This window comes from Streptomyces spororaveus (assembly GCF_016755875.1).
Lineage (GTDB): Bacteria > Actinomycetota > Actinomycetes > Streptomycetales > Streptomycetaceae > Streptomyces > Streptomyces spororaveus.
Genome location: NZ_BNED01000005.1, coordinates 6,303,240 through 6,330,033 on the forward strand (window position 1 = coordinate 6,303,240; position 26,794 = coordinate 6,330,033).

26 protein-coding genes are annotated in these 26,794 nt (G+C 73.3%); 16 read left to right on the forward strand and 10 right to left on the reverse strand.

The genetic code is table 11. The features are described from left to right. The first annotated feature begins 238 nt into the window (after nucleotides 1–238). The 4 genes from rpsA (at nucleotide 239) to Sspor_RS30970 (ending at nucleotide 4,019) form a co-directional block, all read left to right on the forward strand. Entirely contained in the window at nucleotides 239–1,747 is a 1,509-nt protein-coding gene (rpsA, locus tag Sspor_RS30955; protein ID WP_030010959.1) for a 30S ribosomal protein S1, read from the forward strand. Between the two features lie 210 nt (nucleotides 1,748–1,957). After that, the gene (locus Sspor_RS30960) at nucleotides 1,958–2,896 is read left to right on the forward strand and encodes a PAC2 family protein (RefSeq protein ID WP_202202040.1); all 939 of its coding nucleotides are present in this window, start codon (nucleotides 1,958–1,960) and stop codon (nucleotides 2,894–2,896) included. Nucleotides 2,897–2,927: 31 nt separating this feature from the next. Next, complete coding sequence (coaE, locus tag Sspor_RS30965) at nucleotides 2,928–3,536, forward strand: dephospho-CoA kinase (RefSeq protein ID WP_202202041.1); 609 nt, start codon at nucleotides 2,928–2,930, stop codon at nucleotides 3,534–3,536. A 66-nt stretch (nucleotides 3,537–3,602) separates the two neighbouring features. Further along, the gene (locus Sspor_RS30970; RefSeq protein WP_202202042.1) at nucleotides 3,603–4,019 is read left to right on the forward strand and encodes a tetratricopeptide repeat protein; all 417 of its coding nucleotides are present in this window, start codon (nucleotides 3,603–3,605) and stop codon (nucleotides 4,017–4,019) included. Nucleotide 4,020: 1 nt separating this feature from the next. On the opposite strand, the gene Sspor_RS30975 is transcribed toward Sspor_RS30970, so the two are convergent. After that, nucleotides 4,021–4,281, reverse strand: a complete 261-nt coding sequence (locus Sspor_RS30975) for a DUF6343 family protein (protein ID WP_202202043.1) — start codon at nucleotides 4,279–4,281, stop codon at nucleotides 4,021–4,023. Between the two features lie 47 nt (nucleotides 4,282–4,328). Beyond that, the gene (locus tag Sspor_RS30980) at nucleotides 4,329–4,943 is read right to left on the reverse strand and encodes a hypothetical protein (protein WP_202202044.1); all 615 of its coding nucleotides are present in this window, start codon (nucleotides 4,941–4,943) and stop codon (nucleotides 4,329–4,331) included. 176 nt (nucleotides 4,944–5,119) lie between these two features. Between Sspor_RS30980 and Sspor_RS30985 the strand changes: the two genes are divergently transcribed. The 3 genes from Sspor_RS30985 (at nucleotide 5,120) to Sspor_RS30995 (ending at nucleotide 10,631) form a co-directional block, all read left to right on the forward strand. Further along, on the forward strand, nucleotides 5,120–6,424 hold the full coding sequence (locus Sspor_RS30985) for a helix-turn-helix domain-containing protein (RefSeq protein ID WP_237404108.1): 1,305 nt from the start codon (nucleotides 5,120–5,122) through the stop codon (nucleotides 6,422–6,424). Nucleotides 6,425–6,600: 176 nt separating this feature from the next. Further along, complete coding sequence (locus Sspor_RS30990) at nucleotides 6,601–9,429, forward strand: SCO1167/SCO6262 family helicase (RefSeq protein WP_202202045.1); 2,829 nt, start codon at nucleotides 6,601–6,603, stop codon at nucleotides 9,427–9,429. Next, nucleotides 9,426–10,631: an SWIM zinc finger family protein gene (locus tag Sspor_RS30995; RefSeq protein WP_202202046.1), complete on the forward strand. Its 1,206-nt coding sequence runs from the start codon at nucleotides 9,426–9,428 to the stop codon at nucleotides 10,629–10,631. Before Sspor_RS30990 ends, Sspor_RS30995 begins: the two co-directional genes overlap by 4 nt. On the opposite strand, the gene Sspor_RS31000 is transcribed toward Sspor_RS30995, so the two are convergent. Beyond that, a complete protein-coding gene (locus Sspor_RS31000) occupies nucleotides 10,612–11,160 on the reverse strand; it encodes a hypothetical protein (RefSeq protein WP_202202047.1) in 549 nt (182 codons plus the stop codon). The two genes, Sspor_RS30995 and Sspor_RS31000, sit on opposite strands and share 20 nt — an antisense overlap. Nucleotides 11,161–11,288: 128 nt before the next feature. On the opposite strand from Sspor_RS31000, the gene Sspor_RS31005 reads away from it, so the two are divergent. Further along, a complete protein-coding gene (locus Sspor_RS31005; RefSeq protein ID WP_202202048.1) occupies nucleotides 11,289–12,002 on the forward strand; it encodes a chaplin in 714 nt (237 codons plus the stop codon). Between the two features lie 18 nt (nucleotides 12,003–12,020). Here Sspor_RS31005 and Sspor_RS31010 read toward each other — a convergent pair whose 3' ends face one another. After that, the gene (locus Sspor_RS31010) at nucleotides 12,021–12,713 is read right to left on the reverse strand and encodes a DUF2293 domain-containing protein (RefSeq protein WP_237404109.1); all 693 of its coding nucleotides are present in this window, start codon (nucleotides 12,711–12,713) and stop codon (nucleotides 12,021–12,023) included. 139 nt (nucleotides 12,714–12,852) lie between these two features. On the opposite strand from Sspor_RS31010, the gene Sspor_RS31015 reads away from it, so the two are divergent. Continuing rightward, nucleotides 12,853–13,224 carry a cupin domain-containing protein gene (locus tag Sspor_RS31015; RefSeq protein WP_202202050.1) on the forward strand — a complete coding sequence of 124 codons (372 nt, stop codon included), beginning with the start codon at nucleotides 12,853–12,855 and terminating at the stop codon, nucleotides 13,222–13,224. Between the two features lie 30 nt (nucleotides 13,225–13,254). On the opposite strand, the gene Sspor_RS31020 is transcribed toward Sspor_RS31015, so the two are convergent. Then, entirely contained in the window at nucleotides 13,255–14,709 is a 1,455-nt protein-coding gene (locus Sspor_RS31020) for a WGR domain-containing protein (RefSeq protein ID WP_202202051.1), read from the reverse strand. Between the two features lie 92 nt (nucleotides 14,710–14,801). On the opposite strand from Sspor_RS31020, the gene Sspor_RS31025 reads away from it, so the two are divergent. Beyond that, nucleotides 14,802–15,449, forward strand: coding sequence for a nucleoside/nucleotide kinase family protein (locus Sspor_RS31025; RefSeq protein ID WP_202202052.1), 648 nt, complete (start codon nucleotides 14,802–14,804; stop codon nucleotides 15,447–15,449). A gap of 116 nt (nucleotides 15,450–15,565) precedes the next feature. Here Sspor_RS31025 and Sspor_RS31030 read toward each other — a convergent pair whose 3' ends face one another. After that, complete coding sequence (locus Sspor_RS31030) at nucleotides 15,566–16,465, reverse strand: carbohydrate kinase family protein (RefSeq protein WP_202202053.1); 900 nt, start codon at nucleotides 16,463–16,465, stop codon at nucleotides 15,566–15,568. Beyond that, a complete protein-coding gene (locus Sspor_RS31035; RefSeq protein WP_202202054.1) occupies nucleotides 16,462–17,394 on the reverse strand; it encodes a pseudouridine-5'-phosphate glycosidase in 933 nt (310 codons plus the stop codon). The genes Sspor_RS31030 and Sspor_RS31035 overlap by 4 nt, the downstream gene beginning before the upstream one ends. 81 nt (nucleotides 17,395–17,475) lie before the next feature. Here Sspor_RS31035 and Sspor_RS40785 point away from each other — a divergent pair, with 81 nt between their 5' ends. Genes Sspor_RS40785 through Sspor_RS31045 form a run of 3 tightly spaced genes read left to right on the forward strand, consistent with a single transcriptional unit; the run spans nucleotide 17,476 to nucleotide 18,382 of the window. Then, complete coding sequence (locus Sspor_RS40785) at nucleotides 17,476–17,667, forward strand: hypothetical protein (protein WP_237404110.1); 192 nt, start codon at nucleotides 17,476–17,478, stop codon at nucleotides 17,665–17,667. Further along, nucleotides 17,631–17,996 carry a hypothetical protein gene (locus Sspor_RS40790; protein WP_237404111.1) on the forward strand — a complete coding sequence of 122 codons (366 nt, stop codon included), beginning with the start codon at nucleotides 17,631–17,633 and terminating at the stop codon, nucleotides 17,994–17,996. Before Sspor_RS40785 ends, Sspor_RS40790 begins: the two co-directional genes overlap by 37 nt. An 11-nt stretch (nucleotides 17,997–18,007) precedes the next feature. Next, nucleotides 18,008–18,382, forward strand: a complete 375-nt coding sequence (locus Sspor_RS31045) for a cupin domain-containing protein (RefSeq protein WP_202202055.1) — start codon at nucleotides 18,008–18,010, stop codon at nucleotides 18,380–18,382. Here the strand turns inward: Sspor_RS31045 and Sspor_RS31050 are convergent. The 3 genes from Sspor_RS31050 to Sspor_RS31060 all read right to left on the reverse strand — a co-directional run bounded on the left by Sspor_RS31050 (nucleotide 18,372) and on the right by Sspor_RS31060 (nucleotide 21,559). Next, complete coding sequence (locus Sspor_RS31050) at nucleotides 18,372–19,703, reverse strand: MFS transporter (RefSeq protein ID WP_202202056.1); 1,332 nt, start codon at nucleotides 19,701–19,703, stop codon at nucleotides 18,372–18,374. The genes Sspor_RS31045 and Sspor_RS31050 overlap by 11 nt on opposite strands. A 205-nt stretch (nucleotides 19,704–19,908) precedes the next feature. After that, nucleotides 19,909–20,472 (reverse strand): methylated-DNA--[protein]-cysteine S-methyltransferase, encoded by a 564-nt coding sequence (locus Sspor_RS31055; RefSeq protein ID WP_202202057.1) that lies wholly within the window; start codon nucleotides 20,470–20,472, stop codon nucleotides 19,909–19,911. 154 nt (nucleotides 20,473–20,626) lie between these two features. Next, on the reverse strand, nucleotides 20,627–21,559 hold the full coding sequence (locus Sspor_RS31060; protein ID WP_202202058.1) for a glycerophosphodiester phosphodiesterase: 933 nt from the start codon (nucleotides 21,557–21,559) through the stop codon (nucleotides 20,627–20,629). Between the two features lie 234 nt (nucleotides 21,560–21,793). Between Sspor_RS31060 and uvrB the strand changes: the two genes are divergently transcribed. The 3 genes from uvrB to Sspor_RS31075 all read left to right on the forward strand — a co-directional run bounded on the left by uvrB (nucleotide 21,794) and on the right by Sspor_RS31075 (nucleotide 26,621). Then, nucleotides 21,794–23,950 (forward strand): excinuclease ABC subunit UvrB, encoded by a 2,157-nt coding sequence (gene uvrB, locus Sspor_RS31065; protein WP_202202059.1) that lies wholly within the window; start codon nucleotides 21,794–21,796, stop codon nucleotides 23,948–23,950. Nucleotides 23,951–24,037: 87 nt separating this feature from the next. Further along, on the forward strand, nucleotides 24,038–24,616 hold the full coding sequence (locus Sspor_RS31070; RefSeq protein ID WP_202202060.1) for a TerD family protein: 579 nt from the start codon (nucleotides 24,038–24,040) through the stop codon (nucleotides 24,614–24,616). A gap of 43 nt (nucleotides 24,617–24,659) precedes the next feature. Further along, nucleotides 24,660–26,621, forward strand: coding sequence for a TerD family protein (locus tag Sspor_RS31075; protein ID WP_202202061.1), 1,962 nt, complete (start codon nucleotides 24,660–24,662; stop codon nucleotides 26,619–26,621). The last annotated feature ends 173 nt before the right edge of the window (nucleotides 26,622–26,794 follow it).

The window sequence follows — 26,794 nt, forward strand, 5'->3', positions numbered from 1 at the left end:
TCGCGCATTGACCCTGTCCGGCTGCCCCCGTATGCTACAAGTTGCGCTGCGAGCCTGTGCTCCTCAGACCTAGCAGGCTGCGCTTGCATCTGTTGATGTCCCCTCGGTTTTCGAGGCCCCGCCGCTCTTCGCGGAAGGGGGTCTCCTTGGCTGTCCGGCTTCTTCGGCAGATGCCGATAAGGGCTCCCGGCGTAGCAGTACCTACGACTTTCTGTCCGTAACCGGAGCCCTTTCCCACATGACGAGCAGCACCGAGACCACCTCTACCACTCCGCAGGTAGCGGTCAACGACATCGGTAACGAGGAAGCCTTCCTCGCCGCGATCGACGAGACGATCAAGTACTTCAACGACGGCGACATCGTCGACGGCGTCATCGTGAAGGTCGACCGGGACGAGGTCCTGCTCGACATCGGTTACAAGACCGAAGGCGTGATCCCGAGCCGTGAGCTCTCGATCAAGCACGACGTCGACCCGAACGAGGTCGTCAAGGTCGGCGACGAGATCGAGGCCCTGGTTCTCCAGAAGGAGGACAAGGAAGGCCGTCTGATCCTGTCCAAGAAGCGCGCTCAGTACGAGCGTGCCTGGGGCACGATCGAGAAGATCAAGGAAGAAGACGGCATCGTCACCGGTACCGTCATCGAGGTCGTCAAGGGTGGTCTCATCCTCGACATCGGCCTCCGCGGCTTCCTGCCGGCCTCTCTCGTCGAGATGCGTCGTGTCCGCGACCTCCAGCCCTACGTGGGCAAGGAGCTCGAGGCGAAGATCATCGAGCTGGACAAGAACCGCAACAACGTGGTCCTGTCCCGCCGCGCCTGGCTGGAGCAGACCCAGTCCGAGGTTCGCCAGACGTTCCTCACCACCCTGCAGAAGGGTCAGGTCCGCTCCGGCGTCGTTTCCTCGATCGTCAACTTCGGTGCCTTCGTGGACCTGGGTGGCGTCGACGGTCTCGTCCACGTCTCCGAGCTGTCCTGGAAGCACATCGACCACCCGTCCGAGGTTGTCGAGGTCGGCCAGGAGGTCACCGTCGAGGTTCTCGACGTGGACATGGACCGCGAGCGTGTCTCCCTGTCGCTGAAGGCGACGCAGGAGGACCCGTGGCAGCAGTTCGCCCGGACCCACCAGATCGGCCAGGTCGTCCCGGGTAAGGTCACCAAGCTGGTTCCGTTCGGTGCGTTCGTCCGCGTGGACGAGGGCATCGAGGGTCTGGTCCACATCTCCGAGCTGGCCGAGCGCCACGTGGAGATCCCGGAGCAGGTCGTCCAGGTCAACGACGAGATCTTCGTCAAGGTCATCGACATCGACCTTGAGCGTCGCCGGATCTCGCTGTCGCTGAAGCAGGCCAACGAGTCCTTCGGTGCCGACCCGGCGTCGGTCGAGTTCGACCCGACCCTGTACGGCATGGCCGCGTCGTACGACGACCAGGGCAACTACATCTACCCCGAGGGCTTCGACCCCGAGACCAACGACTGGCTCGAGGGCTTCGACAAGCAGCGCGAGGCCTGGGAGACCCAGTACGCCGAGGCGCAGCAGCGCTTCGAGCAGCACCAGGCTCAGGTCATCAAGAGCCGCGAGGCCGACGAGGCCGCTGCTGCCGAGGGCGCTGCCGCCCCGGCCGCCGGTGGCAACGCCGGTGCGGGCATCTCGGGTGGTTCGTACTCCTCGGAGTCGGACGAGACCTCCGGCGCCCTGGCGTCGGACGAGGCCCTGGCCGCGCTCCGCGAGAAGCTGGCCGGCGGCCAGAGCTGATCGCAGCGCGCATCACACTCCGGTGTGAGCCGAGCTGAACTGCGTTGAACGGTAAGGCCCGTCCCCTTCGGGGGGCGGGCCTTACCGCGTTCCCCCGCCCCGGTCGCCCCCTCGTGATCCGCCGCGTTCCTGTGAAAGCGGCCAACTGGGGAATGGCCGGGCCGCCTTGGACGTTCTTGGCTGAGAACGAGGCGAGGAGGAGTGGTGACGGTGCTTGATCCACAGGGTTTGTACGAATGGGATGCCAAGGGCCTGGCGGTGGCCGACCTGGCGGTCGCCCAGGACTCGGCCGGGCTGGTCATGCTGTACCACTTCGAGGGGTACATCGACGCGGGTGAGGCCGGCGAGCAGATCGTCGAGCGGCTCCTGGACACGCTGCCCCACCAGGTGGTCGCCCGCTTCGACGCGGACCGGCTGGTGGACTACCGGGCCCGGCGCCCGCTGCTGACCTTCCAGCGCGACCGCTGGACGGAGTTCGAGGAGCCCCGGCTGGAGCTCCGGCTCGTCCAGGACGCCACCGGCGCGCCCTTCCTGCTGCTGTCCGGCCCGGAGCCGGACGTGGAGTGGGAGCGTTTCTCCGTCGCCGTCCGGCAGATCGTCGAGCGCCTCGGCGTGCGGCTCTCGGTCAACTTCCACGGCATCCCGATGGGCGTCCCGCACACCCGTCCCGTGGGCATCACCCCGCACGGCAACCGCACCGACCTCATGCCGGGTCACCGCAGCCCCTTCGACGAGGCGCAGGTACCGGGCAGCGCGGAGTCCCTGGTGGAGTTCCGCCTGGCCCAGGCCGGGCACGACGTGCTGGGTGTCGCCGCGCACGTACCGCACTACGTCGCGCGCTCCGCGTACCCGGACGCCGCTCTGACGGTGCTGGAAGCGATCACGGCGGCGACCGGGCTGGTGCTGCCGGCCGTGGCGCACGCCCTGCGCACCGAGGCGCACCGCACGCAGACGGAGATCGACCGGCAGATCCGGGAGGGCGACGAGGAGCTGGTCGCCCTGGTGCAGGGGCTGGAGCACCAGTACGACGCGGCCGCCGGAGCCGAGACCCGGGGCAACATGATCGCCGAGCCGGCGGAGCTGCCGTCGGCGGACGAGATCGGCCGCGAGTTCGAGCGGTTCCTGGCGGAGCGCGAGGGCGAGAACTGACGTACGGGCGGGGCCCCCTATGCTGCGGGGCATGCTGAAAGTAGGCCTGACGGGCGGAATCGGTGCCGGCAAGAGCGAGGTCTCGCGACTGCTGGCGGGGTACGGGGCGATCGTCGTCGACGCCGATCGGATCGCGCGCGAGGTCGTGGAGCCCGGTACGCCGGGGCTCGCGGCCGTCGTGGCGGCCTTCGGGGAGTCGGTGCTGACCGCGGAGGGGGCGCTGGACCGGCCGAAGCTGGGGTCCATCGTCTTCGCGGACCCGGCGAAGCTCCAGACGCTCAACGCGATCGTGCACCCCCTGGTCGGGGCCCGGTCGGCGGAGCTGGAAGCCGCCGCGGGGGCGGACGCGATCGTGGTGCACGACGTGCCGCTGCTCGCCGAGAACGGCCTGGCGCCGCTCTACGACCTGGTCGTCGTGGTGGACGCGGCGCCGCGGACACAGCTGGCACGGCTGACCGCGCTGCGCGGGATGGCCGAGGAAGAGGCGCGCGCCCGGATGGCCGTGCAGGCGACCCGGGAGCAGCGGCTGGCGGTGGCGACCCTCGTGATCGACAACGACGGGCCGCTGGAGGCGCTGGAACCGCAGGTGCGCAAGGTGTGGGACGAGCTCGCCGCACGGGCGGCGGGCGGCGCCGTCTGACGTGTGCATGGAATAGCGGGTGGGGCGGGGGCGTTGAACGCACCCGGAGAGGGAAGGATTTCGAACGTGTCCGAGACCACGCGCCCCACCCCGTCCAGCCCGGAAACCCACGTCATCGACTACCGGGCCGCCGAGCAGCTGCTCGCCGCCCGGGACCCGCGCGGCGCGGTCAAGCTGCTCGACTCGGTCATAGCCGCCCACCCGGAGAACACGGCGGCGCGGCTGCTGCGCGCCCGCGCCTTCTTCGCCGCGGCGCAACTGCGGCCGGCCGAGCTGGAGTTCGAGCTGGTGCTGGAGCGGGAGCCGGACAACGCCTTCGCCCACTTCGCACTGGCCCGCACGTTCGAGCGCTCGGGCCGGCCCGAGCAGGCGCGCAGGCACTTCCGGCTCGCCGCGGCCCTCGACCCACAGCCCGATTACCTGGCAGCGGCCCGCTTCGAGGGCCCGGCCGGGGAGGGCCGGTCCGAAGCCGACCCCGCCTGACTCACCGGCTGTGGGGCGGTTCGTACGGAGGGACGTCCGGGCCGGGCTGGTAGTGCGGCCCCTGGTGGATGTGGCGCACGATCATGAACAGGTCGACCGTTACGACCACGGCCAGCACCCCGCAGGCGGCCGCCCATCCGGGACGGCCCACCACCGAGAACAAGGCCGTGCCGGCGGCGGCCCAGACCAGCCCCCAGACCCCCAGCCAGAACCTCAGCCGCAGCGGACTGCGGGCGGTCACCGGCTCGTTTCCGGAACGCATGGCCATCGCCTCTCGCCTCTCCACTCCATGGTCCCACCCCCTCCTCGCTAGGGGTTGAGCTTGTTCACCGCCTTGGTGGTCGTCTTCTTGAAGGCGGCGACCGGGGCGTGGGAGAGGTCGCCCATCTCGCCCCACTGCACGACGGTCACGGTGTCGCCGTCGCGCCCGATGCCGTACAGGTGCACCCCGGGCTCGGAGTCGGGGACCGAGGTGTGGACCCCGTAGACGTGCGCGCCCTCCTCGACGGGGAGCGTGCCGTAGTCCTGCCAGGAGGCGGTGCCCCCCGGTGTCGTCCGCAGCCAGTCGGCAGCGCAGGCGGCGACCTTGCGCTCCAGGGTGCCGGCGAGCTTGGCCGCCGCGGCGGGCGAGGCGGACCGTACGGAGACCTGTACCGCGCCGGTGTCGTACTCGGTGCCGAAGACGCGGTGCCAGCTGCCCGCGGCCGGAAGCACGCCCTCCAGGCAGAACGGCGCCGACTCGGGCAGCCCCTTGGTGACGGTGCCGGCGTACCAGGGCGAGGAGGCGTGCGGCGGAAGTTCGGTGCCGGCCAGGAAGCCGGGCGCGGTGGCGGCCGCGGCGGTGGAGGCGGTGAGGGCGAGGGCGGCCGCCGCCGCGACGAGGGTGGTGGCGAGCGGGACGGCGGTGCCGGAACGTCGGAACATGGTCGGTCTCCCCGTGAGTGCTGTGGTGGTGTGTGCCCGACGAGCCTGTTCCCCGGACGGCGCGGCGGGCGACGGATCGCGGAGAATCCGGGACGCTGGAACGGCCGTACGCGCCGTCACCTGGGGGAACACCTCCTGCATGGAACGCGGTCGCGGGACGCGGAACGGGGGAGAGCGTGAGCGAGGCGGAGAACTTTGCACGGCTGATGCGGGGACTGAAGGAGCGCGCCGGGCTCAGTTACGGAGCTCTGGCGCGCTGGCTGCACACGAGTACGTCGACGCTGCACCGGTACTGCACAGGGGAGGCGTTGCCGGCGGAGTTCGCGGTGGTGGACCGCTTCGCGCGGGCCTGCGGGGCGACCCAGGGGGAGGCGGTGGACCTGCACCGGGCCTGGCTGCTGGCGGACGCGCGGCGGCGCGCGGGGGCAGCGGCGGAGCCGGAACCGGCACCCGGGCCCGGGCCGACGCCTGAGCCCGAGCCGACCGTGGTGGTGGTGCCGGAGCCGGAGCCGGAGCCGTTGCCGGTGGTCCGGCGGGCCTGGTACCGGCGGCGGGCGGCCGTGGTCGCCGCCGCCGGAGTGACGGCCGGGGCCGTGGCCGTGGCGCTGCTGGCGGCGGCCGGACCCGAGCCGGGGACGCCGCACGCGGGCGGGAGTGCGGGTCCGGGCGCGGGTTCGAGCGCGCCTGCGTCCCCGGGAGCGGGGTCCGCGTCGGCCCCGGCGGCGACGGGCGCACCGGAAGGGACACCGCCGGCCGGGTCGACCGGGTCGGCCGGCCCGGCCGGGTCCGCGGAGCCCACCGGGGCGGCGGCCCCGGCGCCCGGGCCGCCCTCCGCGTCACCGCCCGGCCCGGCCCCGGGCCGGGGCCCGGCCGCGCCGCTCAAGGCGGCGGTGCGGTCGCACGTGTGGACCGCGGGCTGCGATCACGCGTACCTGGCCGAGCGGGATCCGGGATCGGTGCCCCCGCCGCCCGTGGAGGCGGACGCGCCCGCCTGGGCCTCGGGGCAGCACGCCGTGCACGCGGGGACGCAGATCGTGGAGGTCACCCTGCACGGCACGGGCGGGGGCGCCGTGGTCCTGGAGGACCTGGAGGTACGGGTGGCCGCCCGCCGCAAGCCGCCGGCCTGGAACGTCTACCAGATGTCGCAGGGCTGCGGCGGCGGGCTCACCCCCGCCGCGTTCGCCGTCAACCTGGACGCGCCGCGCCCACTGGCCCGGCCCGTCGCCGGGAACGACGGCGGCAGTACGCTGCCCGCCCCCGTCTTCCCCCTGCGCGTCTCGGCGGCCGAGCCTGTCGTCCTGCGGGTGGAGGCGGCCACCACGGGATGCGACTGCGACTGGTCCCTGGACCTGCGGTGGACCGGCCCGTCCGGGTCGGGCACCCTCCGCATCGACGACGGCGGACGGCCGCTGCGCACGAGCGCCGCCACCGGCCGGCCCGTGTACGGGTACGCGCTGGAGCAGGGCCGCTGGGCCCGCTGAACCGGCAGGAGCAGAACCGGCGGGAGCAGAACCGGCAGGAGCAGAACCGGCGGAGCTGCGCCGCCGGAGCTGCGCCGTCGGAGCTGCACCGCAGGTCAGAGGGCGTTGTCAGTGGCCGCGCCTAGACTCGTCGGCACAGGGACACAGCCACGCGACCGACGGGGAGGGGGACAGCGATGAGCAGGCTGCCGCAGGCCACCGCGCTGCTGCGCCACGCCGCGGTCTTCCTGCCCGCCGCCGTCCCCCGCGAAGGGCGGGTCGCCTTCTGGGCGCCCGACGGGGACGTCCTGCCCGAGGCCGGCAAGCCCGCGCCGCTCACCGTCGTACGCCCGCACGGCGACGGGGTCCGCAGCCGGACCGTGCCCGCGGTGACCTTCTCCGTGGCCTCCGCCCTGCCCCTGCTCGCCCAGGCGCCCCACAGCCCCGCCGCGCATCCGGCCACCCGCGCCTGGGGAACCGCCGCCCGGCAGGCGCTGACCCTCGCCGCCCGCGGCCGGCTCCTCCCCGGTCTCACCCCCGAGGGCGTCGACGCCTGGCGGGCCGGACCGCTCGACGCCGCCGACATCGACCACCTCCGCGCGGTCGCCGCCGCGCTGCCGCACGAGGGGTACGCGACGCCCCTGGCCGGGCGCCGCCCGCTCCAGCTGCCCGAACCGGAGGCAATGGTCCGCGCGTTCCTCGACGCCGTCGCCGACGGACTGCCCCGCACCCCGGCCGCGGCCGTCGCCGCCGGGCCGCCGTTCGCCGCGCGGGAGCCGCAGCGGGTGCCCGGGATACAGGACTGGGCCGCGCAGGTCGCGGCCGGCTCCGACACCGGCGTCGGGATCTCGCTCCGGCTCGACCTGTCCTCCTTCCAGCTCTTCGACGAGGCCGAGGAGGACGGCACCCGGCGCGCCGGGGCCGCCGTCGTCCAGGTGCACAGCCTCGCCGATCCGACCCTGGTCACCGACGCCGGTCAGCTGTGGGCGGGGACGGCTGCCGCCGGGTTCGGCCCGCGCGCCCGGATCGACGCCGTGCTCGCGCTGCGCCGGGCCGCCCGGGTCTGGCCGCCGCTGCTGCGCCTGCTGGACCAGCCCGTGCCCGATGCCCTGGCCCTGTCCGACCCGGAGCTGGAGGACCTGCTCGGGGTCGCCGCGAGCCGGCTGGCGGCCGCCGGGGTCCTGGTCCACTGGCCGCGCGAGCTGGCCCGTACGCTGTCGGCGACCGCCGTCGTACGGTCCACCGCGCCCGGTTCCGCGACCGACGGCACCGCCTTCTTCGACGCCGAGCACCTCTTCGCCTTCTCCTGGGAGCTGGCGCTCGGCGGCGACCGGCTGACCCCGGGGGAGATGGACGCGCTCGCCCAGGCGCACCGGCCCGTCGTCCGGCTGCGGGACCGGTGGGTGCGGGTCGACCCGGAGCTGGTACGCAAGGCGCGCAAGCGGGAGCTGGGCCTGCTGGACCCGGTCGACGCACTGGCCACCGTACTGTCGGGGACCGCCGAGATCGACGGCGCGACGGTCGAGGCGGTGCCGGTGGGGGCGCTGGCCGCCCTGCGGGACCGGCTGACGCGTGAGCAGGCCCCGATCCCGCAGCCCGCCGCCCTCAATGCCACCCTGCGCGACTACCAGGCACGCGGCCTGGCCTGGCTGGACCTGATGACCTCGCTCGGTCTCGGTGGCTGCCTCGCCGACGACATGGGCCTCGGCAAGACCGTCACCCTGATCGCGCTGCACCTGCACCGGGACCGGCCGGAGCCCACCCTCGTGGTGTGCCCCGCCTCCCTCCTCGGCAACTGGCAGCGGGAGATCGAGAAGTTCGCCCCCGGCACGTCCGTGCGCCGGTTCCACGGCAACAGCCGCAGCACCGAGGACCTGACCTCCTGCGCGGGCGGGTTCGTCCTCACCACGTACGGGACGATGCGCGCCAGCGCCGCCCTGCTCGCCGAACAGCGCTGGGGCATGGTCGTCGCCGATGAGGCGCAACACGTCAAGAACCCGCATTCGGCGACCGCGAAGGCGCTGCGCACGGTGCCGGCGCCGGCCCGGGTGGCGCTGACCGGTACCCCGGTGGAGAACAACCTCTCCGAGCTGTGGGCGCTGCTCGACTGGACCACGCCGGGGCTGCTGGGCCCGCTCACCACCTTCCGGGCCCGCCACGCCCGCCCGGTGGAGCACCAGCAGGAGGAGGACGGCGGCAACGAGGCGGCGGTCGCCCGGCTGTCCGCGCTGGTCCGGCCGTTCCTGCTGCGCCGCAAGAAGTCCGACCCGGGCATCGCGCCCGAGCTGCCGCCGAAGACGGAGACCGACCATCCCGTCTCCCTCACCCGGGAGCAGGCCTCGCTCTACCGGGCGGCGGTGGACGAGGCGATGGCCGTGATCGGGTCGAGCGAGGGCATGGAACGACGCGGCATGATCATGAAGCTGCTGGCCTCGCTCAAGCAGATCTGCAACCACCCCGCGCAGTACCTGAAGGAGGAGCAGCCCCGGATCCCGCACCGCTCGGGCAAACTCGCCCTGCTGGACGAGCTGCTGGACACGATCCTGGCCGAGGGCGGCTCGGTCCTGGTCTTCACCCAGTACGTGACGATGGCCCGCCTGATCGAACGGCACCTGCGGGCCCGCGGGATCAGTTCGCAGCTGCTGCACGGGGGGACTCCGGTGCCGCGCCGTGAGGAGCTCGTCGACCGTTTCCAGGCGGGCGAGGTCCCCGTCTTCCTGCTGTCCCTGAAGGCGGCGGGCACCGGGCTGAACCTCACCCGGGCCGGGCACGTCATCCACTTCGACCGCTGGTGGAACCCGGCCGTCGAGGAGCAGGCCACCGACCGCGCCTACCGCATCGGCCAGACCCAGCCCGTACAGGTCCACCGGATCATCGCCGAGGGCACCGTCGAGGACCGGATCGCCGAGATGCTGGAGGCGAAGCGCGCCCTGGCCGACGCCGTACTGGGCTCCGGCGAGTCGGCGCTGACCGAGCTGACCGACCGCGAGCTGGCCGACCTCGTCTCCCTGCGGAGGCCCGGATGATCACCGCGCGGGACGACCGCCGCCGCACCTTCGAGACCGTGCCCGCCGGGGTGGCGGCGGTGAGCTGGTGGGGCCGGGCCTGGGTGTCGGCGCTGGAGGAGGTCTCCCACGACACCGCCCGCCTGGCCCGGGGCCGTACGTATGCCGACGGAGGCCACGTCAGTGCGGTCACCGTCACCCCCGGCCGGATCGTGGCGTACGTCCGGGGCAGCCGGCCCCGCCCGTACCGCACCGAGCTGACCCTGCCCGCCTTCGCGGACCCGGAGTGGAACGAACTGCTGGAGCAGGTCGCGGCCGACCCGGCGGCGCTCGCCGCCCTGCTGGAGCGCGAGGTCCCGCAGTCGCTCGCCGGGGCTGTCCTGCCCGGCACGGGCGAGCTCGTCCCGCACTGTTCCTGCCCGGACTTCGGACGTCCGCCGTGCAAGCACGCGGCGGCCCTCTGCTACCGCGCGGCGCGCCTCCTGGACGAGGACCCCTTCGTCCTGTTGCTCCTGCGCGGCCGCGGGGAGCGGGAGCTGCTCGACGAGCTGACCCGGCGCAATGCCGCCCACGCCGCACGCGAACAGCCGGACGCCGCGCCCGGCTTCCCCGGCGTCCCGGCCCGGGCCGCGCTCGCCCGCACCAGCCTGCCGCCCCTGCCCGCGCCGCTCCCCGTGCCCACCGCCGTGGGCCTCCCGCCCGCCTACCCGGCCGACCCGGCGGCGCCGGACCCGCTGGCTCTCGACCAGCTCGCCTCCGACGCGGCCGCCCGCGCGCTGGCCCTCCTCACCACCGGCGAGGATCCGATCGCCGGGCTCACCGTCTGGCAGGACGCCGTCCGGCTGGCGTCCGCACACCCCACGGCGGGGCTGACGGGAGCGGCCCGCACCCTGTACCGGGAGCTGGCCCGCGCCACCGGCCGCAGCACCACCGATCTCGCCCGGGCCGCCGCGGCCTGGCGCCAGGGCGGCCGCGCGGCCCTCGACGCCCTCGAAGAGCCCTGGGACCCGCCGGCGGGCCCCTTCGACCGGGCCCGCCCGGCCCTGCTCGCCGCGGGCCAGGGCTCGTTCCGCCCCGACCGCAACCGCCTGACGGTCCGCGCCCGGCAGCTGCGCCTCGGCCGCGACGGCCTCTGGTACTGCTACGAGGACCGGCTGGGGGACAACGACTGGTGGCCGACGGGCCGGCCCGCCCCGGATCCGGTCAGCGCCCTGCTGGGCTGAGGCCCTCCGCCCAGCGGGTCAGGGTGGTGAAGTCCCGGTCGCGCAGTCCGTGGCGCGGGTGGATGCGCAGCAGGAGGGCCGGGGCCGGATGGTGCCGGGCGACCCAGGCGCGGTCGCGCGGGGTGATCATGTCGTCGACCCAGGCGAAGGGACGGCCGGCCGCCCAGTCGCGGAGGTGGCGGGTCTTCCAGGACAGGCCTTCGGGGTCGTCGGCGAAGAGTTCGGGCCAGTCGACGACAGTGAGGTCGCCCGGCAGCCCGATGTGCGGGGAGATCATCGTGTTGGCCTGGTGGGTCCAGGCGGTGGCCCAGGTCAGCTCGAACGGCAGGGCCAGCAGCCGGGCGCCGTGGGAGGGGTGGAGGCGCACCCGGGCGCCGCGCCGGGCCTTGCGGGACTCCGGGTCGCGGTAGGAGAGCCAGACGTCGGGCCACATGCGGTGGGTGCGGTATCCGCGAAGACCGGCGAGGGGTGAGCGGAACGGGTTGAGGGGGCCGTCCACGTCGAGCAGGAGCAGCGGGCGATCGGTCATGAAGTACCCAGTACCCAGTACACGATTGAGTGAAATGTCTACCGTCTCTATAACCCGAATGGGGTCAGCGCGTTGTTTCCGGTGCGGGGACATTACCCCGCGAACTTCTCCGGAAGGCAGGGAAACTGATGCGTCACAGTCGTCGGAACAGCTTGATCGCGGCGGTGGTTGCGGGAGGCGGACTGGCGGTCGCGGGTGTGGGCGGACTCGCCCATGCCGACGCGGACGCGGGCGGCCGGGCCGAGCGCTCGCCGGGGCTGCTGTCCGGGAACCTCGTACAACTGCCGGTGAACATCCCGGTGAACGCGTGCGGGAACACCGTGAGCGTGGTCGGCGTGCTCAACTCGGCGGCCGGGAACCGCTGTAGCAATGAGGCACCCGGGGGTGGCGGAGGGCATTCCGGTACGCGTTCCGCGGATTCCGTGAAACCAGGGAGCGGGAACGGCGGCGGGGCCGTCGCGGAGGGACGGGGAAAGGATTCTCCGGGAGTGCTGTCCGGCAACGGGATCCAGCTGCCCGTCGACCTCCCGCTGAACATCAGCGGCAACGCGGTGAGCGTGGTCGGCGTCGGGAACTCCTCGCACGGCAACACGTCCGTCAACGGCGAGCAGCCCACGGGCGGCAAGCCCGTCCAGCCGCCCGTCGTCGAACAGCCGGTGACCCCGCCCAAGCCTCAGCCCGAGATCGACCCCGTGGCCCCGCGCCCGGCGCCGCCCGCCCCGCCGCGGCACAGTGCGGCCCTCGCCCACACCGGGTCGGACGGCGTCGGCTACCTGCTGCCCGGCGGCGGCGCGCTGCTCCTCGGCGGGGTACTCCTCTACCGCCGCTTCCGCCTCAACTGAGCGGGTCAAGAAGACAGGTCAGGGGGACAGGTCAGGAGCGTGCGGGGACGTGTGCCCCGGGTGCGGAGTGCGCCACCCGTCCAGGACGGCGTCGATCCGAGCGGCCAGCCGGGCGCGGGCCGCGAACCGGGGGACCCCCGCCATGAGCAGGGCTTCGTACTCCGTGTCGGTGTGCCGCACCGCCGCCCGGACCGCGACGGAGACCGCCAGTTCGTCGAGGGCGCGGCCGGCCGCGGTACGGCCCACCCGGCCGCTGCCCCGCACCGAGGCATGGGTGGCGATCGCCACGGCCCGGTCGGCCGGACACCCGGGGAACAGCCGCACGATCTCGGCGGCGAAGGCCGCCGTGAAGCGGGTGTCCTCGGCCGCCCGCTGCCGCCGGTCGCGCTCCCGGCGGCGCGCCCGCGCCTCGGAGTCCGCGAGGCAGGCGCGCTCCGCACCGGCCAGGGCGGCCTCCTCGACGAGGAGGCCCAGCCGCTCGTAACGGTGGCGGCGCCGGTTGAAACGGACGACGACCGCGCAGAGCGAACTGGCCTCGCGGGAGCGGCGCGTGAGCGCTGTGTCCCCCCGCGGGAGATAGACGAGATGGCCGAGATCCGTACAGTCCAGGCAGCGGGGTACGCCGGACTCGCGGACGAGGTGCCGGAGCGGGCCCTGCCGGCAGTCGGCGCAGTGGATCTGCTTCCGCGACTCAAAAACCACCAGGCTCATAGAGGTGTGATACCGCTGTATGACCCTCATATCACCTGGTGAAGAAGGCATGTTGATGTTTCTTCGACTGTTCCTGGATGCCCCGCGGCCCTTTTACCGTGGAGCGGCGGGCCGCAGGAGGTCCGCCGAGGAGGGGCACATGGGTGGGCGGCAGACGATGACGGCACGGCCTGGCGGGGCGTGCGTCGCCACGTTCGCGACTGGCCGGGAGATAGTCATCCCGCCGGGCGGCTGCACCGGCTGGCACTTCCACCGGGTCAGACTGGAGGCGGTGGTCGTGGCGGGAACCCTGACCCGGGTCCTGCACGACCGCACCGTCGAGGTGCACACGGCCGGGACCACCTTCGTGGAACCCGCGGGGGCGGGCCACATACACCTGGGCCACAACCTCGGCACCGAGCCGGTCGTCCTCCGTGTCACCCCCGTGCTCCCGGAAGGGACCCCCTTCTCGATACCCACCCCCGCCCCGCCCGGTGCCACGCCGGCGGTCTGCGGGCAGCACACCCACTGAAACCCGGCCGGGCCGACGGCCGGCGCGCGCTCACACCAGTCGGCGTATCTCCCCCCGGACCCGGTAGAAGCCGCCCGAGGCCGGGTGCAGCCCGTCCACCACGTACCGGGCGCCCGCCTCCCGTATCCCGCGCGGGAACTGCACGTTCCACGAGGGTTCGAAGCCGCCCGACACCACCTGGACCCGCATCCGGCCGCCCTGCTGGACGCACTCCACCACCACACCGCCCGCGGGGTCCGCGGTCACCGCCGCCATCGAGACCGTCGCCACCGCCGACGCCGACGCCGCCGGGGTGAACACCGGGAGGGCGGCAGCCGACTTCACGTCCATCGGCGCGGGCACCGAACCCTGCTGGGCCGCCGCGATCGCCTGTTCGCTCGCGTCCACGCAGACCAGCGACCCGTCCGTGGTGACCAGGTACAGCCGCTCGTCCAGGTACTGCATGGACAGCGCCGAGCCGCCGCCCGTCCCCAGCTTCCACAGCCGCCGCCCGTCGGCGTCGAAGCAGTAGACCGAGGACGAGGAGTCACCGGCGAAGACGTGCCGTCCGTCGGGCGAGGTCGCGCAGGAATACACCGCGGCGTCGCACGCGTACGAGGCCTCCACGGCACCCGTCGCCTTCGACAGCCGCTGCACGCTGTTGCGGACCGTGCCCGCATAGACCGCGTGGTCCTCCTGCCAGCCGAACAGCACCCCGCCGGGGGTCTTGGTGTGCCACAACTGCCCGCTGCCGTCCGCCGCGTAGGCCGTCACACCGCCGCTGTGCCCGTGGAAGACCGCCCGCTCGTCCGCCCGGACCATCCAGGCGCTGTTGCCGGAGGACTTCCGCGACCACTGGTGTTCGTCCTCGTGGTCGATGACGGTCAGGCCGCCGTTCACGTCGGAGACGTTCAGCACGCCCTCGTGGATGTCGAGCCAGTAGATGTCCACGTCCGCCGCGATCGCGTAGGCCCCGAACGGGACCTTCGACGACAGGTCGTACACCGTGCCGTCGTCACAGCCCGCGTATATCCAGAACTCGTCCGCCACCAGGCACTTCACCCCGTCCGGCAGCGAATACCGGGCCAGCACCTCACCGCCGTGGCTCAGCGTGTACACATCGCCCGCCTGGTTGCCGACCCAGCAGCGGTCCTCGTCCACATGGATGCCGAAGGCCGACGAGCCGGTACGGAAGCGCCACAGCACCGGGGCCACCGACCGCGCCGTCGACGGCGCCGAGGTCACCTGGCGGCGCGTCACCGACCGGGCGGCACGCCCGCCCTGCACGGCCGGGGCGTACCCCTTGCGCACCTTCTCGCCGATCTTCTTCGCCGCGGCCGCCCGGGCCTTCTCGGCGCTCGGGAACGAGGAGCTCTGCAGCTGGCCGCCCGCGCCGATGCGCCCGTACCGCACGGACACGGCCGTGCCGTCCACGGTCACCTCGTAGAACTTGTGCGCCCCGCCGTCGTCCTGCGACAGCTCCAGATACGTCGTCTCCCGAGCCATGACAAACCTCTCCCCAAGGCAGGGCCGCCGGCTTCCTTCCGGCCGGTGATCCCTCGTGAAAAACGCTAAGGCCGACCACTGACAATGGGCCGGTGCAGTGGGAAGCGATCACATGGCAGCGGATGGCCGAACGGCTCGCCGGTCACCTCGACAACCCCGAGAACGCCCCTGAGCAGGGCAGTTGGCAGCGGGTCGGCATCGACGGCGCCCCCGCCGCCGAGACCGGCGTACTCGCCGGTGAACTCGCCGACGCGCTGCGACTGCGCGGACGCCCGTCCTTGGTGGTGCCGGCCGACGGTTTCCTGCGGCCGGCCTCCCTCCGCTTCGAGTTCGGCCGCCAGGACGTGGATTCCTACCTCGGCGGCTGGTACGACACGGCCGCGCTCTGGCGGGAGGTCTTCGGCCCGACCGACCCCGGCGGCACCGGGCGGGTGCTGCCGGACCTGTGGGACCCGGTGACCGACCGGGCGACCCGCAGTCCGTACGTCGAACTCCCGCCCGGCGGCGTGCTGCTCGTGCACGGCCCGCTGCTGCTCGGCCACTGGTTCCCCTTCGACCTGAGCGTCCACATCCGGCTCTCCGCGGGGGCGCTCGCCCGCCGCACCGAGGAGTCGGCGCGCTGGACGCTGCCGGCCTTCGCGCGCTACGAGGCCGACACCGACCCCGTGGCGGGGGCCGATGTGGTGGTGCGGGCCGATGACCCCAGGCATCCCGCCTGGACGGGGCTCGACGCCGACTGACCCTGCCCGGCCGCCGGTTCCGCTGCGCGGGGCTCCTCCGCCGTTCCCCGGGCGCTGCCCGGCCCCGCGCCTCAAGCGCCGGCGGCGCTGGGGTGGGTGTTGGTCGGGGCGGGGTGCTACGGGCGGCCGCCCACGCGTGTCACCGCCAGGGCCGCGGCCCGGCATCCGGCGCGGGCCGCCTCCGCCGGGTCCGCGCCCTCCAGCCGGGCCGCGAGGAAGCCCCCGGTGAAGGCGTCCCCCGCGCCCGTGGAGTCCACCGCCTCCACCGGTTCCGCCTCGACCTCGGCGGTGATCCGGCCACGTTCGGCGATCAGCGCCCCGGCCGCGCCCCGGGTCACCACCACCAGCGGCACCCGCCGGCTGAGCTCCGCCGCCGCCCGGGCCACCCCCGCGGGCTCCGGCAGCCCGGCCAGGAGCCGCGCCTCGTCCTCGTTGGGCAGCAGCACGCTCGCCCCCGCCACGGCGTCCAGGAAGCGCTGCGGCCCGAGGCCCGCCAGGAACCCGGCCGATGCGGGGTCCACGCTCACCGGCACCCCCCGTGTCCGGGCCGCCCGCAGCGCGACGGCGGCCAGCTCCCGGCTGCTGTCGGCGAAGAACAGATAACCGGACAGATGGAGATGGGCCGCCCCGTCCAGCAAGGAGGGGGTCCAGTCGGCGGGGCACAGCCGCAGCGAGGCCCCGCTGTCGGTCAGGAACGTCCGCTCCGCGTCCTTGCCGACCAGCGCGACCACCGTCCCGGTCGGCTCCTGCGTGTCGATCACCAGCCGCGGCCGCACCCCCGCGTCCACCAGCGCCCGCTCGTGCCAGCGCGCCGACTCGGCGCCCACCCGCGCCAGGAGCCGCACCTCCGCGGTCCCCGTACGGGCGGCCCAGCAGGCCGCGTTGGCCCCGGCCCCGCCCGGCAGGGTCCGGATCCGGGCAGCCGTGTCGGTGGCCGCAGCCAGCGGCTCCGGATGTATGGCCACCACGTCCGTCACCACGTCCCCGACGACGACCAACGCCCCCGGCCCGGTCATGCCCGCGCCGCCCAGGACCCCGCGATCCGGGCGCCGAGCCGGACGTTGCCGCGCACCGCCGCCAGGTTCGCCTCCAGCGAGGCCCCGTCCGTCGCCCGTACCAGGAAGCCCAGCAGGAACGGAGTCACCGCCTGCCCCGTGATCCCGCGCTCGCGGCACTCGGCGAGCGCCTCCGCCAGTACCCGGTCGTGCAGGGCGGGATCCAGCTGTTGCTCCCGCGCCACCGGATTGGCCACCAGCAGCGCCGAGTCGGCACCGCCCAGCGCGTCCTGAGCGGCCATCACCGCCGCGACCTCCTCGGGCCCGTGCACGGTCCAGTCCACCGGCTCGCCGGAGTCGGCCAGGTAGAACCCGGGGAAGCGGTCCGTCCCGTAGCCGAGCACCGCCACTCCCAGCGTCTCCAGCCGCTGCAGCGTGCCCGGCACGTCCAGGATCGACTTCACCCCCGCGCACACCACCGTGATCCGTGTCCGCGCCAGCAGCGACAGGTCCGCCGACTCGTCCTGCGTCCGGGCCCACTCCCGGTGCACACCGCCCAGCCCGCCCGTGGCGAACACCCGCAGGCCTGCCCGGGCGGCGAGGAACGCCGTCGCGGACACCGTCGTCGCACCGGTCGCCCCCGTCGCCAGCGCGGGCGCCAGATCCCGGTGGCCGAGCTTGCGCACGCCCTCGCCGTTCGCGATCCGCTCCAGCTGGGCCTTGTCCAGGCCCGCGTACGCCACCCCGTCCACGACCGCGATCGTTGCCGGAACCGCGCCCTCCGCGCGTACCAGGGCCTCCAGTTCGAGGCCCACCGCCAGGTTGCGCGGGCGCGGCAGACCGTGCGCGATGATCGTCGACTCCAGGGCCACGACGGGCTTCCCCCGGGCGAGTGCCTCGCGTACCTCTTCCGACAGGACCGGGATCTCAGATGCTCTGTGCTGTGACATGTCCCCATCCATGGCACGGGATCGGCGCCCCCAAACGCTCTCCCGCCACACCCGTCACAACCTGTCCGAGTAGCGTTCCCCATGAACACGCGCGGCTTCCACGACGAGCCGGCCGACCGGTACGACCTCGTCCACACCGACGGGGACGCGAGCACCACCCGCCAGGGCCGGGCCCTGGACTCCCTGCTGACCGCCGCGCCGGGCCCCTGCCCTTCGAGGACGCCTCCTTCGACGCCGTGGTCTGCGCCGACAACGCTCTGCCGCACCCGCTGACCGCCCGGGACGTGGGCGCGGCCCTGGCCGAAACCCGGCAGGTGCTGCGCCCCGGCGAACAGAAATGCCCCGCACGTCCACCGCGGCCCCGCCGGGCGGACGGTGACCTTCCCGCTGTGGCACGGGGGCGCCGACGGGGAGCCGTACGACCTGGAGCTCTTCCAGCTGCTGCCGGACGGCGACACCTGGACGACCCGGACGGTGAGCGCGACGTACGGGGCGCTGCCGGAGGAGGAGACGGCCGAGTACGCCCGGCTGGACAGGGTGACTCGTCCGGAGGGCCGTTGCTGGACGCTGTGGTCACCGCGCCGCCGGGTGGGCCGCACTAGGCTGGCGCGCCATGAGCACCAGTGATCACTCCGCCACCCCTGCCCCCGCCTCCTTCTCCGTCTCCGTCGCGGACGTCGAGCTGGAGGCGGACGACCTCGACCCCGCGCAGATCGTCTCCGGCGAGCCCGTCGTGACGGGCAAGGTGCTGTGGGAGTCGGCGGACGGCAAGCAGGTGCGCGGGATCTGGCAGATCACCCCCGGTGTGGTCACCGACGTCGAGGCGAACGAGCTTTTCGTGGTGGTCAGCGGCCGCGCCACCGTCGAGGTCGAGGGCGGCGCGACGCTGGAGCTCGGCCCCGGCTCCGCCTGCGTGCTCCGCGAGGGCGACCGGACCACCTGGACCGTGCACGAGACGCTGCGCAAGGCCTATCACATCAGCTGCTGACGCCCTTCGCGGGCGCGGGGGCGGCCGCCGGCGCGGACACGGGCGCGGGCAGGGGGTGGCGGCGCGCCGTGAACAGCGCGAGCGCGGCCATCGGCAGGAGCAGCGCGGCGCCCACGGCGTTCAGCCACCCGTAGCCCGCCCCGGACATGATCAGCCCGGCGGCGGCTCCGCCCACGCCCGCGGACGCGTTCATCGTCAGGTCGCTCAGCCCTTGTACGGCGGCTCGCGCGGGCTGCGGTACCGAGTCGGTCAACAGCGCCGAACCGGACACCATCCCGGCGGACCAGCCGAGGCCGAGCAGGAAGAGGCCGAGCGCGCTGCGGCCGTGGTCGGCGCCGGCCGTTCCGGCGAGCAGCGCGGCGACCGACAGGAGTCCGGCGGCCAGCCCGATCACGGAGAGCCTGCCGAGCCGGTCGGCGAGCCAGCCCATCACGGGGGAGAAGGCGAACATGCCCGCGATGTGACCGCTGATCACCAGCCCGATGAGCTCCAGGCCGGCCCCGTGGTGGCTCAGGTCCACCGGGGTCATCACCATGATCGAGACCATGGTGGTGTGGGACACGGCGACCGTGAGCAGGGCGAGCCGGGCCCGTGGCGAGGCCTTGACGGCGGCGAATCCGGCCCGCAGCGAGCGCCCTTCGCGGGTCTGCTCCTCGGGGGCGGCGAGCGCCCGGGCCGTCAGCAGTGGGTCGGGGCGCAGCAGTACGCCGATCAGCGTGCCGGTGAGGAGGAAGACGGCGGCGGCCCAGACGAACGGGCCGGCCGTCTCGGGTATCGCGGTGCCGGCGAAGCTGCGGCTGGCCGGTGCGGACAGATTGGGTCCGAGCACCGCGCCGACGGTCGACGCCCAGACCACGACCGAGATGGCGCGGGCGCGGTGGTCCGGGGCCGCGAGGTCAGCGGCGGCGAACCGGGCCTGCAGGTTCGCGGAGGAGGCGGCGCCGAAGGCGGCCATGCCGAGCAGCAGCAGCGGGAAGCTCTTGATCGTGGCGGCGAGGACGACCAGACCCGCTCCGGCGGCGCCGATCCCGTAGGCCAGGACCAGTCCGGGGCGGCGGCCGCGCGCGTTCATCAGCGCGGCGAGCGGCAGCGAGACGAGGGCGGTGCCGATCACGGCGGCGGTGGAGGCGACGCCGGACAGCGCTTCGGTGCCGCTGACCTCGGTGGCGAGTACGGGGGCCAGGGCGATGCTGATCGGCACGCCGAGGCCGCCGAGGACCTGGCCGGCCATGAGGACCCGGGAGGTACGGCGCTGCAGCCGGGCCAGTTCGGGCAGGCTCATCGGCGGCGCCGGCCGGTCGGCGCCGGGCGAGGCGGTCATGGCGTACACCTGCTTCGCGGGTGCGTGACACGGGGCGCGGGGGACGCGGGGAGGCCGGGTGCGGCGGCAGGAGTAGTCACCGCCGCAGTGTGCCAGCCCTTACCGCCCGGCGGAACCGTGCCGGAGCCCGGCCGCGAGGGTGCCCGGGCCCGGCCCGTCAGCGGTCCGGCCCACGCAGCGGGTTCGCAGGTCAGCAGGGCTCTGCTCAGAACAGCGGCTGCGGGAGCACGCCCTCCAGGGCGAGCAGCTGCCGCTTGGTCTCCACCCCGCCGCCGAATCCGCCGATTCCCCCGTCGTTCTCCACGACCCGGTGGCAGGCCACCACCAGCGGCAGCGGGTTCGATCCCATGGCGTTGCCCACGGCCTGGGCGGCGCCGGGCTGTCCGACGCGGGCGGCCAGCTCCCCGTAGCCGACGACCGATCCGTAGGGCACGGAGCGGTCCAGCTCCTGGAGCACCTGCCGGTTGAAGCCAGAGCTCAGCCGCCAGTCCAGCGGCAGCTCGAAGCGGCGCAGCGACCCGGCGAAGTACGCGGTGAGCTGGCGTATCGGCTCGGCCAGCAGCTCTTCTTCGCCCGGCGACGGCCGCCGGGCGTCGGCGCCGAGCCGGGAGACCAGCGGGCCGATCATCCCGTCGACCCGGTCCGGATCGGCATGGAACTCGACCCTCACCAGTCCTTCCGGGGTCGCGGCCAGGAGCAGAGGGCCGATGTCGCTGGCGACGACGGTCCATTCGAGGTGCGGCCCGCGCGGCCGCTCGGTGCTGTCCACGCGTCCACGGTACGGCCACCCGCCGACAGCGCGGTCACGGTCGTGGACGGCGGCCCGACCGCCCGACCGGGTGCCTGGCTGCCCGCCCACCTGCCTGTCCGCCCACCCGCCTGCCCGCCTCCCCGTCCGTGCGCCCGTCCGGACGGGGCCGGGATCAGAACCCGCCGACCGCGTCCTGGACCACGTCCGGGGCGTTGGTGATGATCCCGTCCACTCCCATGTCCTGCACCTTCCGGGCGGTGGCCGCGTCGTCCACGATCCAGGTGTCCACCTCCATGGCCTTGCCGTGGGCGCCGAGCAGGCCGTGCACGGCCGAGACCCAGTCGGCCGAGATCGTCGTGTGCCACGGGTTGATCCGGTCGGTGAACGCCGCGTAGCGCGGCAGGTCCGCCACGGCGGGGGTGCCCAGGAAGGCCGTCACCAGGTCCGGGCGCAGCCCGTGCACGATGCGCACGGAGTCGGCGCTGAAGCTCTGCACCACCAGGCGCTGCGCGACGTGGCGCGCGTCGAGCCAGCCGGCCTCCTCCAGCACCTTCAGGGTCTGCTCCTCGATCCCGGGGTAGAGCTCCGGCTTCTTGATCTCCAGCAGCAGCTTCTGCCGGTTGCGCTGTACCCGGTCGAGGTACCGGCGCAGGGTCGGCACGGAGGCGCCCGCGTACTCGTCGCCGAACCAGCTGCCCGCGTCCAGCCGGGCGATCTCGGCCGCCGTGAAGTCCTGGACCTTCCAGGGCGCCCGGTCCGGGAACCGCTGCTCGACGTCGGTGGTCCGGGCCAGGGTGTCGTCGTGGATCACCACCAGCACGCCGTCCTTGGTGCGCTGCACGTCGTTCTCGACCCAGTCGAAGCCCATCTGCATCGCCAGGTCGATCGAGTCGAGGGTGTTCTCCGGGGCGTACGCGGAGGCCCCCCGGTGGGCGTACACGACAGGGCCCCCCAGTGCGGCCCGGCCGGTCTCGGCGCCGGTTCCGGTGCCGGTTCCGGCGGCGGATCCGGGACCGGTGGCGGCGTACGAGGCCGTCCCGCCCAGCAGGGTGAGAGTGAAGCCCAGGAATGCGGCGGCGGCCGCGGCGGCGGGTCGGACGTACATGTGCGTTCTCCTCGGGTCGTGAGCCCTGTTCCTGCGTCAGACGGGTGCGGAGCGGCAGACGTTGTGGCGATGCACTTCACCGCGATCATGGGGTTGAAGATCACTGAGCCGCCACCGAACTACGACAAACGGACCAGAACGAATGACATCGGTGCGGGCGGCCGGAAGCGGCCGGAGCGCGCCGCCGGTCCGCGGGGGCGCGTGAGTGTCAGTGGGGGGTCGTACGGTTGACCCATGCGGCCCGTATCGAAGATCGAACGCACGGTGGCGCCTTTCGAGGTCGTCAGCCCCTACCAGCCCAGCGGCGACCAGCCGGCGGCCATCGCCGAGCTGGAGAAGCGCATCCGTGCAGGTGAGAAGGATGTCGTCCTGCTGGGTGCGACCGGCACCGGCAAGTCGGCGACCACGGCCTGGATGATCGAGAAGCTCCAGCGCCCCACCCTGGTCATGGCGCCGAACAAGACGCTCGCCGCCCAGCTGGCGAACGAGTTCCGCGAGCTCCTGCCGAACAACGCCGTCGAGTACTTCGTCTCGTACTACGACTACTACCAGCCCGAGGCCTACGTTCCGCAGTCGGACACGTACATCGAGAAGGACTCCTCGATCAACGAGGAGGTGGAGCGGCTGCGCCACTCCGCCACGAACTCGCTGCTGACGCGGCGCGACGTGATCGTCGTCGCCTCCGTGTCCTGCATCTACGGCCTCGGTACCCCGCAGGAGTACGTCGACCGGATGGTCTCCCTCAAGGTGGGGGAGGAGACCGACCGCGATCAGCTGCTGCGCCGCTTCGTGGACATCCAGTACACGCGCAACGACGTGGCCTTCACCCGCGGCACCTTCCGGGTGCGCGGGGACACGATCGAGATCTTCCCGGTCTACGAAGAACTGGCCGTCCGCATCGAAATGTTCGGCGACGAGATCGAGGCCCTCTCCACCCTGCACCCGCTGACCGGCGAGGTCATCAGCGAGGACCGCGAGCTGTACGTCTTCCCCGCCAGCCACTACGTGGCCGGTCCCGAGCGCATGGAGAAGGCCGTCCGCGGCATCGAGGCCGAGCTGACCGAGCGCCTCGCCGAGCTGGAGAAGCAGGGCAAGATGCTGGAGGCGCAGCGCCTGCGCATGCGCACCACCTACGACCTGGAGATGATGCGCCAGATCGGGTCCTGCTCGGGCATCGAGAACTACTCGCTGCACATGGACGACCGCGAGCGCGGCTCCGCGCCCAACACCCTCATCGACTACTTCCCGGAGGACTTCCTCCTGGTCATCGACGAGTCGCACGTCACCGTGCCGCAGATCGGCGCCATGTACGAGGGTGACGCCTCCCGCAAGCGCACCCTGGTCGACCACGGGTTCCGGCTGCCGTCCGCCCTGGACAACCGGCCGCTGAAGTGGGAGGAGTTCCAGGAGCGCATCGGCCAGACCGTCTACCTGTCGGCGACCCCCGGGAAGTACGAGCTCTCGCGCGGCGACGGCTTCGTCGAACAGATCATCCGCCCCACCGGCCTCATCGACCCCGAGGTCGTGGTCAAGCCCACCGAGGGGCAGATCGACGACCTCGTCCACGAGATCCGGCAGCGGGTCGAGAAGGACGAGCGGATCCTCGTCACCACCCTCACCAAGAAGATGGCCGAGGACCTCACGGACTACTTCCTGGAGCTCGGCATCCAGGTGCGGTACCTGCACAGCGACGTGGACACCCTGCGCCGCATCGAGCTGCTGCGCGAGCTGCGCGCCGGCGAGTACGACGTCCTGGTCGGCATCAACCTGCTCCGGGAGGGTCTCGACCTGCCCGAGGTGTCCCTCGTGGCGATCCTCGACGCCGACAAGGAGGGCTTCCTGCGCTCCGGGACCTCCCTGATCCAGACCATCGGCCGTGCCGCGCGCAACGTGTCCGGCCAGGTCCACATGTACGCGGACAAGATGACCCCCGCGATGGAGAAGGCCATCGACGAGACCAACCGGCGCCGCGAGAAGCAGATCGCCTACAACACGGCGAACGGGATCGACCCGCAGCCGCTCCGCAAGAAGATCAACGACATCGTCGCCACCATCGCCCGCGAGGAACTGGACACCGAGGAGCTCCTCGGTACCGGCTACCGGCAGGCGAAGGACGGCAAGGGAGCCAAGGCCCCGGTGCCAGCGCTCGGCGGCCGGGCCACCGCGGCCAAAGCGGGCGGAAAGGGCGCCAAGGGGGCGAAGGGGTCCGCGGGCGCCGAGGTGCTCACCGACCGGCCCGCGGCCGAACTCGCCGCGCTCATCGAGCAGATGACCGAGCGCATGCGCGGGGCGGCCGCCGAGCTCCAGTTCGAGGTCGCGGCCCGGATCCGGGACGAGGTGGGCGAGCTGAAGAAGGAGTTGCGGCAGATGAAGGAAGCGGGCCTCGCCTGACCGGAGGCCTGTCAGTAGGGTTGGGTCTCAGCCGCAGGTACACGCTGCACGCCCGTCATGGGGCGGGCAAGGGAGAGGGGACAGTACGTGACGGTCAACATGACCAAGGGTCAGGCCATCAGTCTGCAGAAGTCGGACGGAGGCACGCTGACCGCGGTCCGGATGGGCCTCGGCTGGCAGGCGGCGAAGCGCCGCGGGCTGTTCGGCTCGCGCACCCGGGAGATCGACCTCGACGCCTCGGCGGTGCTCTTCGCCGACAAGCAGCCCGTCGACGTGGTGTTCTTCCGCCACCTGCAGAGCGACGACGGCTCGGTGCGCCACACCGGCGACAACCTCGTCGGCGGCGTCGGCCAGGGCGGGGACGACGAGGCGATCCTCGTCGACCTCCAGCGCGTGCCGGTGCACATCGACCAGATCGTCTTCACGGTGAACTCCTTCACCGGCCAGACCTTCCAGGAAGTGCAGAACGCGTTCTGCCGCATCGTCGACGAGACCAACGGCCAGGAGCTGGCCCGCTACACCCTCGACGGCGGCGGTCAGTACACCGCGCAGATCATGGCCAAGGTGTCCCGCTCGGGTGCCGGCTGGCAGATGACGGCCCTCGGCAACCCGGCCAACGGCCGCACCTTCCAGGACCTCATGCCGGCGATCCTGCCGCACCTGTAGCAGTACCGGACGAAGAGAAGAAGGCACGGGGGAGGGCTGCACGATGACGGCCGAACTGGTCCGGGGGCAGAACCACCCCGTGTCCCAGAGCCGGGTGGAGATCAGGGTCTCGGCGGGCACGCCGGTGCTCGCCCTGGCCTCGTTCGCCGACGAACAGGGCCGGTTCTCCGGCAGCGGGATACTGGCCCACCCGGGTGCCAGGTCCCTCCCCGGCGTGCGGTCGCCGGGCGAGCTCGCCGACCGGCACACCTTCGCCGTCGACCTCGACGAGGTCGCGGCGCACGTCCACCGCCTCGGCGTCCTGCTCGTCCTGCCGCCCGGCGGTCCGGTCCGCTTCGGCGCCGTACCGGCCTCCTACGTGGCCGTGGCCGACCCGGAGGGCGCCGAGCTCGCCGGTTACACCCTCACCGGTCTCGACGCCGAGACCGCCGTGGTCGCCCTGGAGCTGTACCGGCGCCAGGGAGCCTGGAAGGTCCGCGCCGTGGGCCAGGGCTACGCCGAGGGCCTCGGCGCCCTGCTCACCGACGGCGGGCTGCCCGCACCGGCCGCCGCGGAGCTGACCGCCGCCGTGCTGGGCACGACCCCCCGTACCGCGGGGGCCGACGCCACCCTCGCGACCATGCCGACCCTCGTCGGTGACCTGCGGGCCCCGCAGACCCCGGCCCAGACCCCGGCGAATGCCCCCGAGCCCCCGGACCCGCTGCCCGTCTCCGGGCACCCGTACGCCGGTACGCCCGCAAGCGCGCCCGGCGGCGACACCCCGGCCTCCCCGCCCACCATCAGCTACGCCCACCCGCGGCGCCGCCGCACCAGCACCGAGCCGCCCGAGCCCGCGCCGCGGGCCGCCGCGCCGCAGGAACCCGGGGAGCACCCGCGGCCCGTCGCCGGGGACGCCAGCGGCTGGTCCATGGAGGAGCGGCTCTACAACCAGGTCTGGGGGATGTTCGAGGACCTGGCCCGTACGGTCGCCGCCTACCGCAGCGCCGTCGAGTTCGCCGATTCCCGGATGGACCGCGAGCTGGACGAGGCCCTGTCGGACCCGCGCCATCGCCTCGGGGGCTCCGGGAACGCCGCCCGCGACACCGCGCGGACCCGCCGCGACGAGCTCGTCGCCCAGGCCCAGGCCGTCCTCGACCGGGACCTGGCCCAGCTGATCGCCGAGGCGGAGGTGGTCGAGCCCGCGCTGCCGGCCGCGTACGCCCGCTGGGACAACCCCGCCTGGCACGGTCACCGCACGCCCGAGGAGAGCCCGCTGGCCCTGCGCCTGGGCGACCTGCACCTGCCCGAACGGCCCGACCTGCGCATCCCCATGCTCACCCGGGTCCCCCTGGAGCGCGGGCTCTGGATCGACAACGGCCGCACCGGCTCCGAGGCCGCGATGACCATGGACACCGACCGGCTGCGCCGGGTCGCCATGGACATGGCCGTCGCCCTCGCGGTCCGGCTGCTCGCGGTCCACCCCGCCGACCGGTTCTCCGTGCACGTCATCGACGCGGCCGGGGCCGGTTCCGCCTCCCTGGCGCCGCTGGTGCGCGCCGGGGTGCTGGCCGGGCCGCCCGCCGCCGGGGCCCACGGGGTCACCCAGACCCTGGCGGGGCTGACCCGGCGGGTGGACCTCGTACAGATGGCGCTGCGGGCCGGCGCCCCCGAGGATCTGCCGCCGGACGTGGACACGGCCGACCAGCTGCTGATCGTGCACGACTTCCCGCACGGATTCGACGACCGTGCCGTCACCCAGCTGCGCTACCTCGCCGACGAGGGCGCGGCGGTCGGCGTGCACCTGCTGATGGTCGCCGACCGCGACGAGGCCTCGGCCTACGGGCCGCTGCTCGACCCGCTGTGGCGCTCCCTGATGCGACTCTCGCCGGTGCCGGACAACCACCTCGCGGACCCCTGGGTGCACCACGCGTGGACCTTCGAACCGGACCTGCCCCCGCAGGGCAGCCGGGTCCTCGACCAGGCACTGGACCGGGTGGCGGAGGCCCGGCGCACTACCCGCCCGTGACCATTCTTTGGGACTCTCTTTACCTAAACCGTCTCTGACGGGTATGCTCGTGTGTGCGGAGGGGAGTATTCCTGCTTTCCTGCTACGGCGTACCCGTCAATACGGACCACTTCGGCTGAAGGAGCGAAGCAGGTCCCGGGGCGTCGGCCCACGGCCTCCAGGCCTCCTGGGTG

Coding starts and splice junctions, on each gene's coding strand:
- rpsA (WP_030010959.1), top strand. CDS start 239: ATGACGAGCAGCACCGAGACCACCTCTACCACTCCGCAGGTAGCGGTC.
- Sspor_RS31010 (WP_237404109.1), bottom strand. CDS start 12,713: ATGAGCCTGGTGGTTTTTGAGTCGCGGAAGCAGATCCACTGCGCCGAC.
- Sspor_RS31050 (WP_202202056.1), bottom strand. CDS start 19,703: ATGACCGCCTCGCCCGGCGCCGACCGGCCGGCGCCGCCGATGAGCCTG.
- coaE (WP_202202041.1), top strand. CDS start 2,928: ATGCTGAAAGTAGGCCTGACGGGCGGAATCGGTGCCGGCAAGAGCGAG.
- Sspor_RS31075 (WP_202202061.1), top strand. CDS start 24,660: ATGACGGCCGAACTGGTCCGGGGGCAGAACCACCCCGTGTCCCAGAGC.
- Sspor_RS31020 (WP_202202051.1), bottom strand. CDS start 14,709: ATGGCTCGGGAGACGACGTATCTGGAGCTGTCGCAGGACGACGGCGGG.
- Sspor_RS31030 (WP_202202053.1), bottom strand. CDS start 16,465: ATGACCGGGCCGGGGGCGTTGGTCGTCGTCGGGGACGTGGTGACGGAC.
- Sspor_RS30975 (WP_202202043.1), bottom strand. CDS start 4,281: ATGCGTTCCGGAAACGAGCCGGTGACCGCCCGCAGTCCGCTGCGGCTG.
- Sspor_RS31005 (WP_202202048.1), top strand. CDS start 11,289: ATGCGTCACAGTCGTCGGAACAGCTTGATCGCGGCGGTGGTTGCGGGA.
- Sspor_RS31035 (WP_202202054.1), bottom strand. CDS start 17,394: ATGTCACAGCACAGAGCATCTGAGATCCCGGTCCTGTCGGAAGAGGTA.
- Sspor_RS40785 (WP_237404110.1), top strand. CDS start 17,476: ATGAACACGCGCGGCTTCCACGACGAGCCGGCCGACCGGTACGACCTC.
- Sspor_RS31015 (WP_202202050.1), top strand. CDS start 12,853: ATGGGTGGGCGGCAGACGATGACGGCACGGCCTGGCGGGGCGTGCGTC.
- Sspor_RS30980 (WP_202202044.1), bottom strand. CDS start 4,943: ATGTTCCGACGTTCCGGCACCGCCGTCCCGCTCGCCACCACCCTCGTC.
- Sspor_RS31000 (WP_202202047.1), bottom strand. CDS start 11,160: ATGACCGATCGCCCGCTGCTCCTGCTCGACGTGGACGGCCCCCTCAAC.
- Sspor_RS30995 (WP_202202046.1), top strand. CDS start 9,426: ATGATCACCGCGCGGGACGACCGCCGCCGCACCTTCGAGACCGTGCCC.
- Sspor_RS30990 (WP_202202045.1), top strand. CDS start 6,601: ATGAGCAGGCTGCCGCAGGCCACCGCGCTGCTGCGCCACGCCGCGGTC.
- Sspor_RS31060 (WP_202202058.1), bottom strand. CDS start 21,559: ATGTACGTCCGACCCGCCGCCGCGGCCGCCGCCGCATTCCTGGGCTTC.
- uvrB (WP_202202059.1), top strand. CDS start 21,794: ATGCGGCCCGTATCGAAGATCGAACGCACGGTGGCGCCTTTCGAGGTC.
- Sspor_RS31045 (WP_202202055.1), top strand. CDS start 18,008: ATGAGCACCAGTGATCACTCCGCCACCCCTGCCCCCGCCTCCTTCTCC.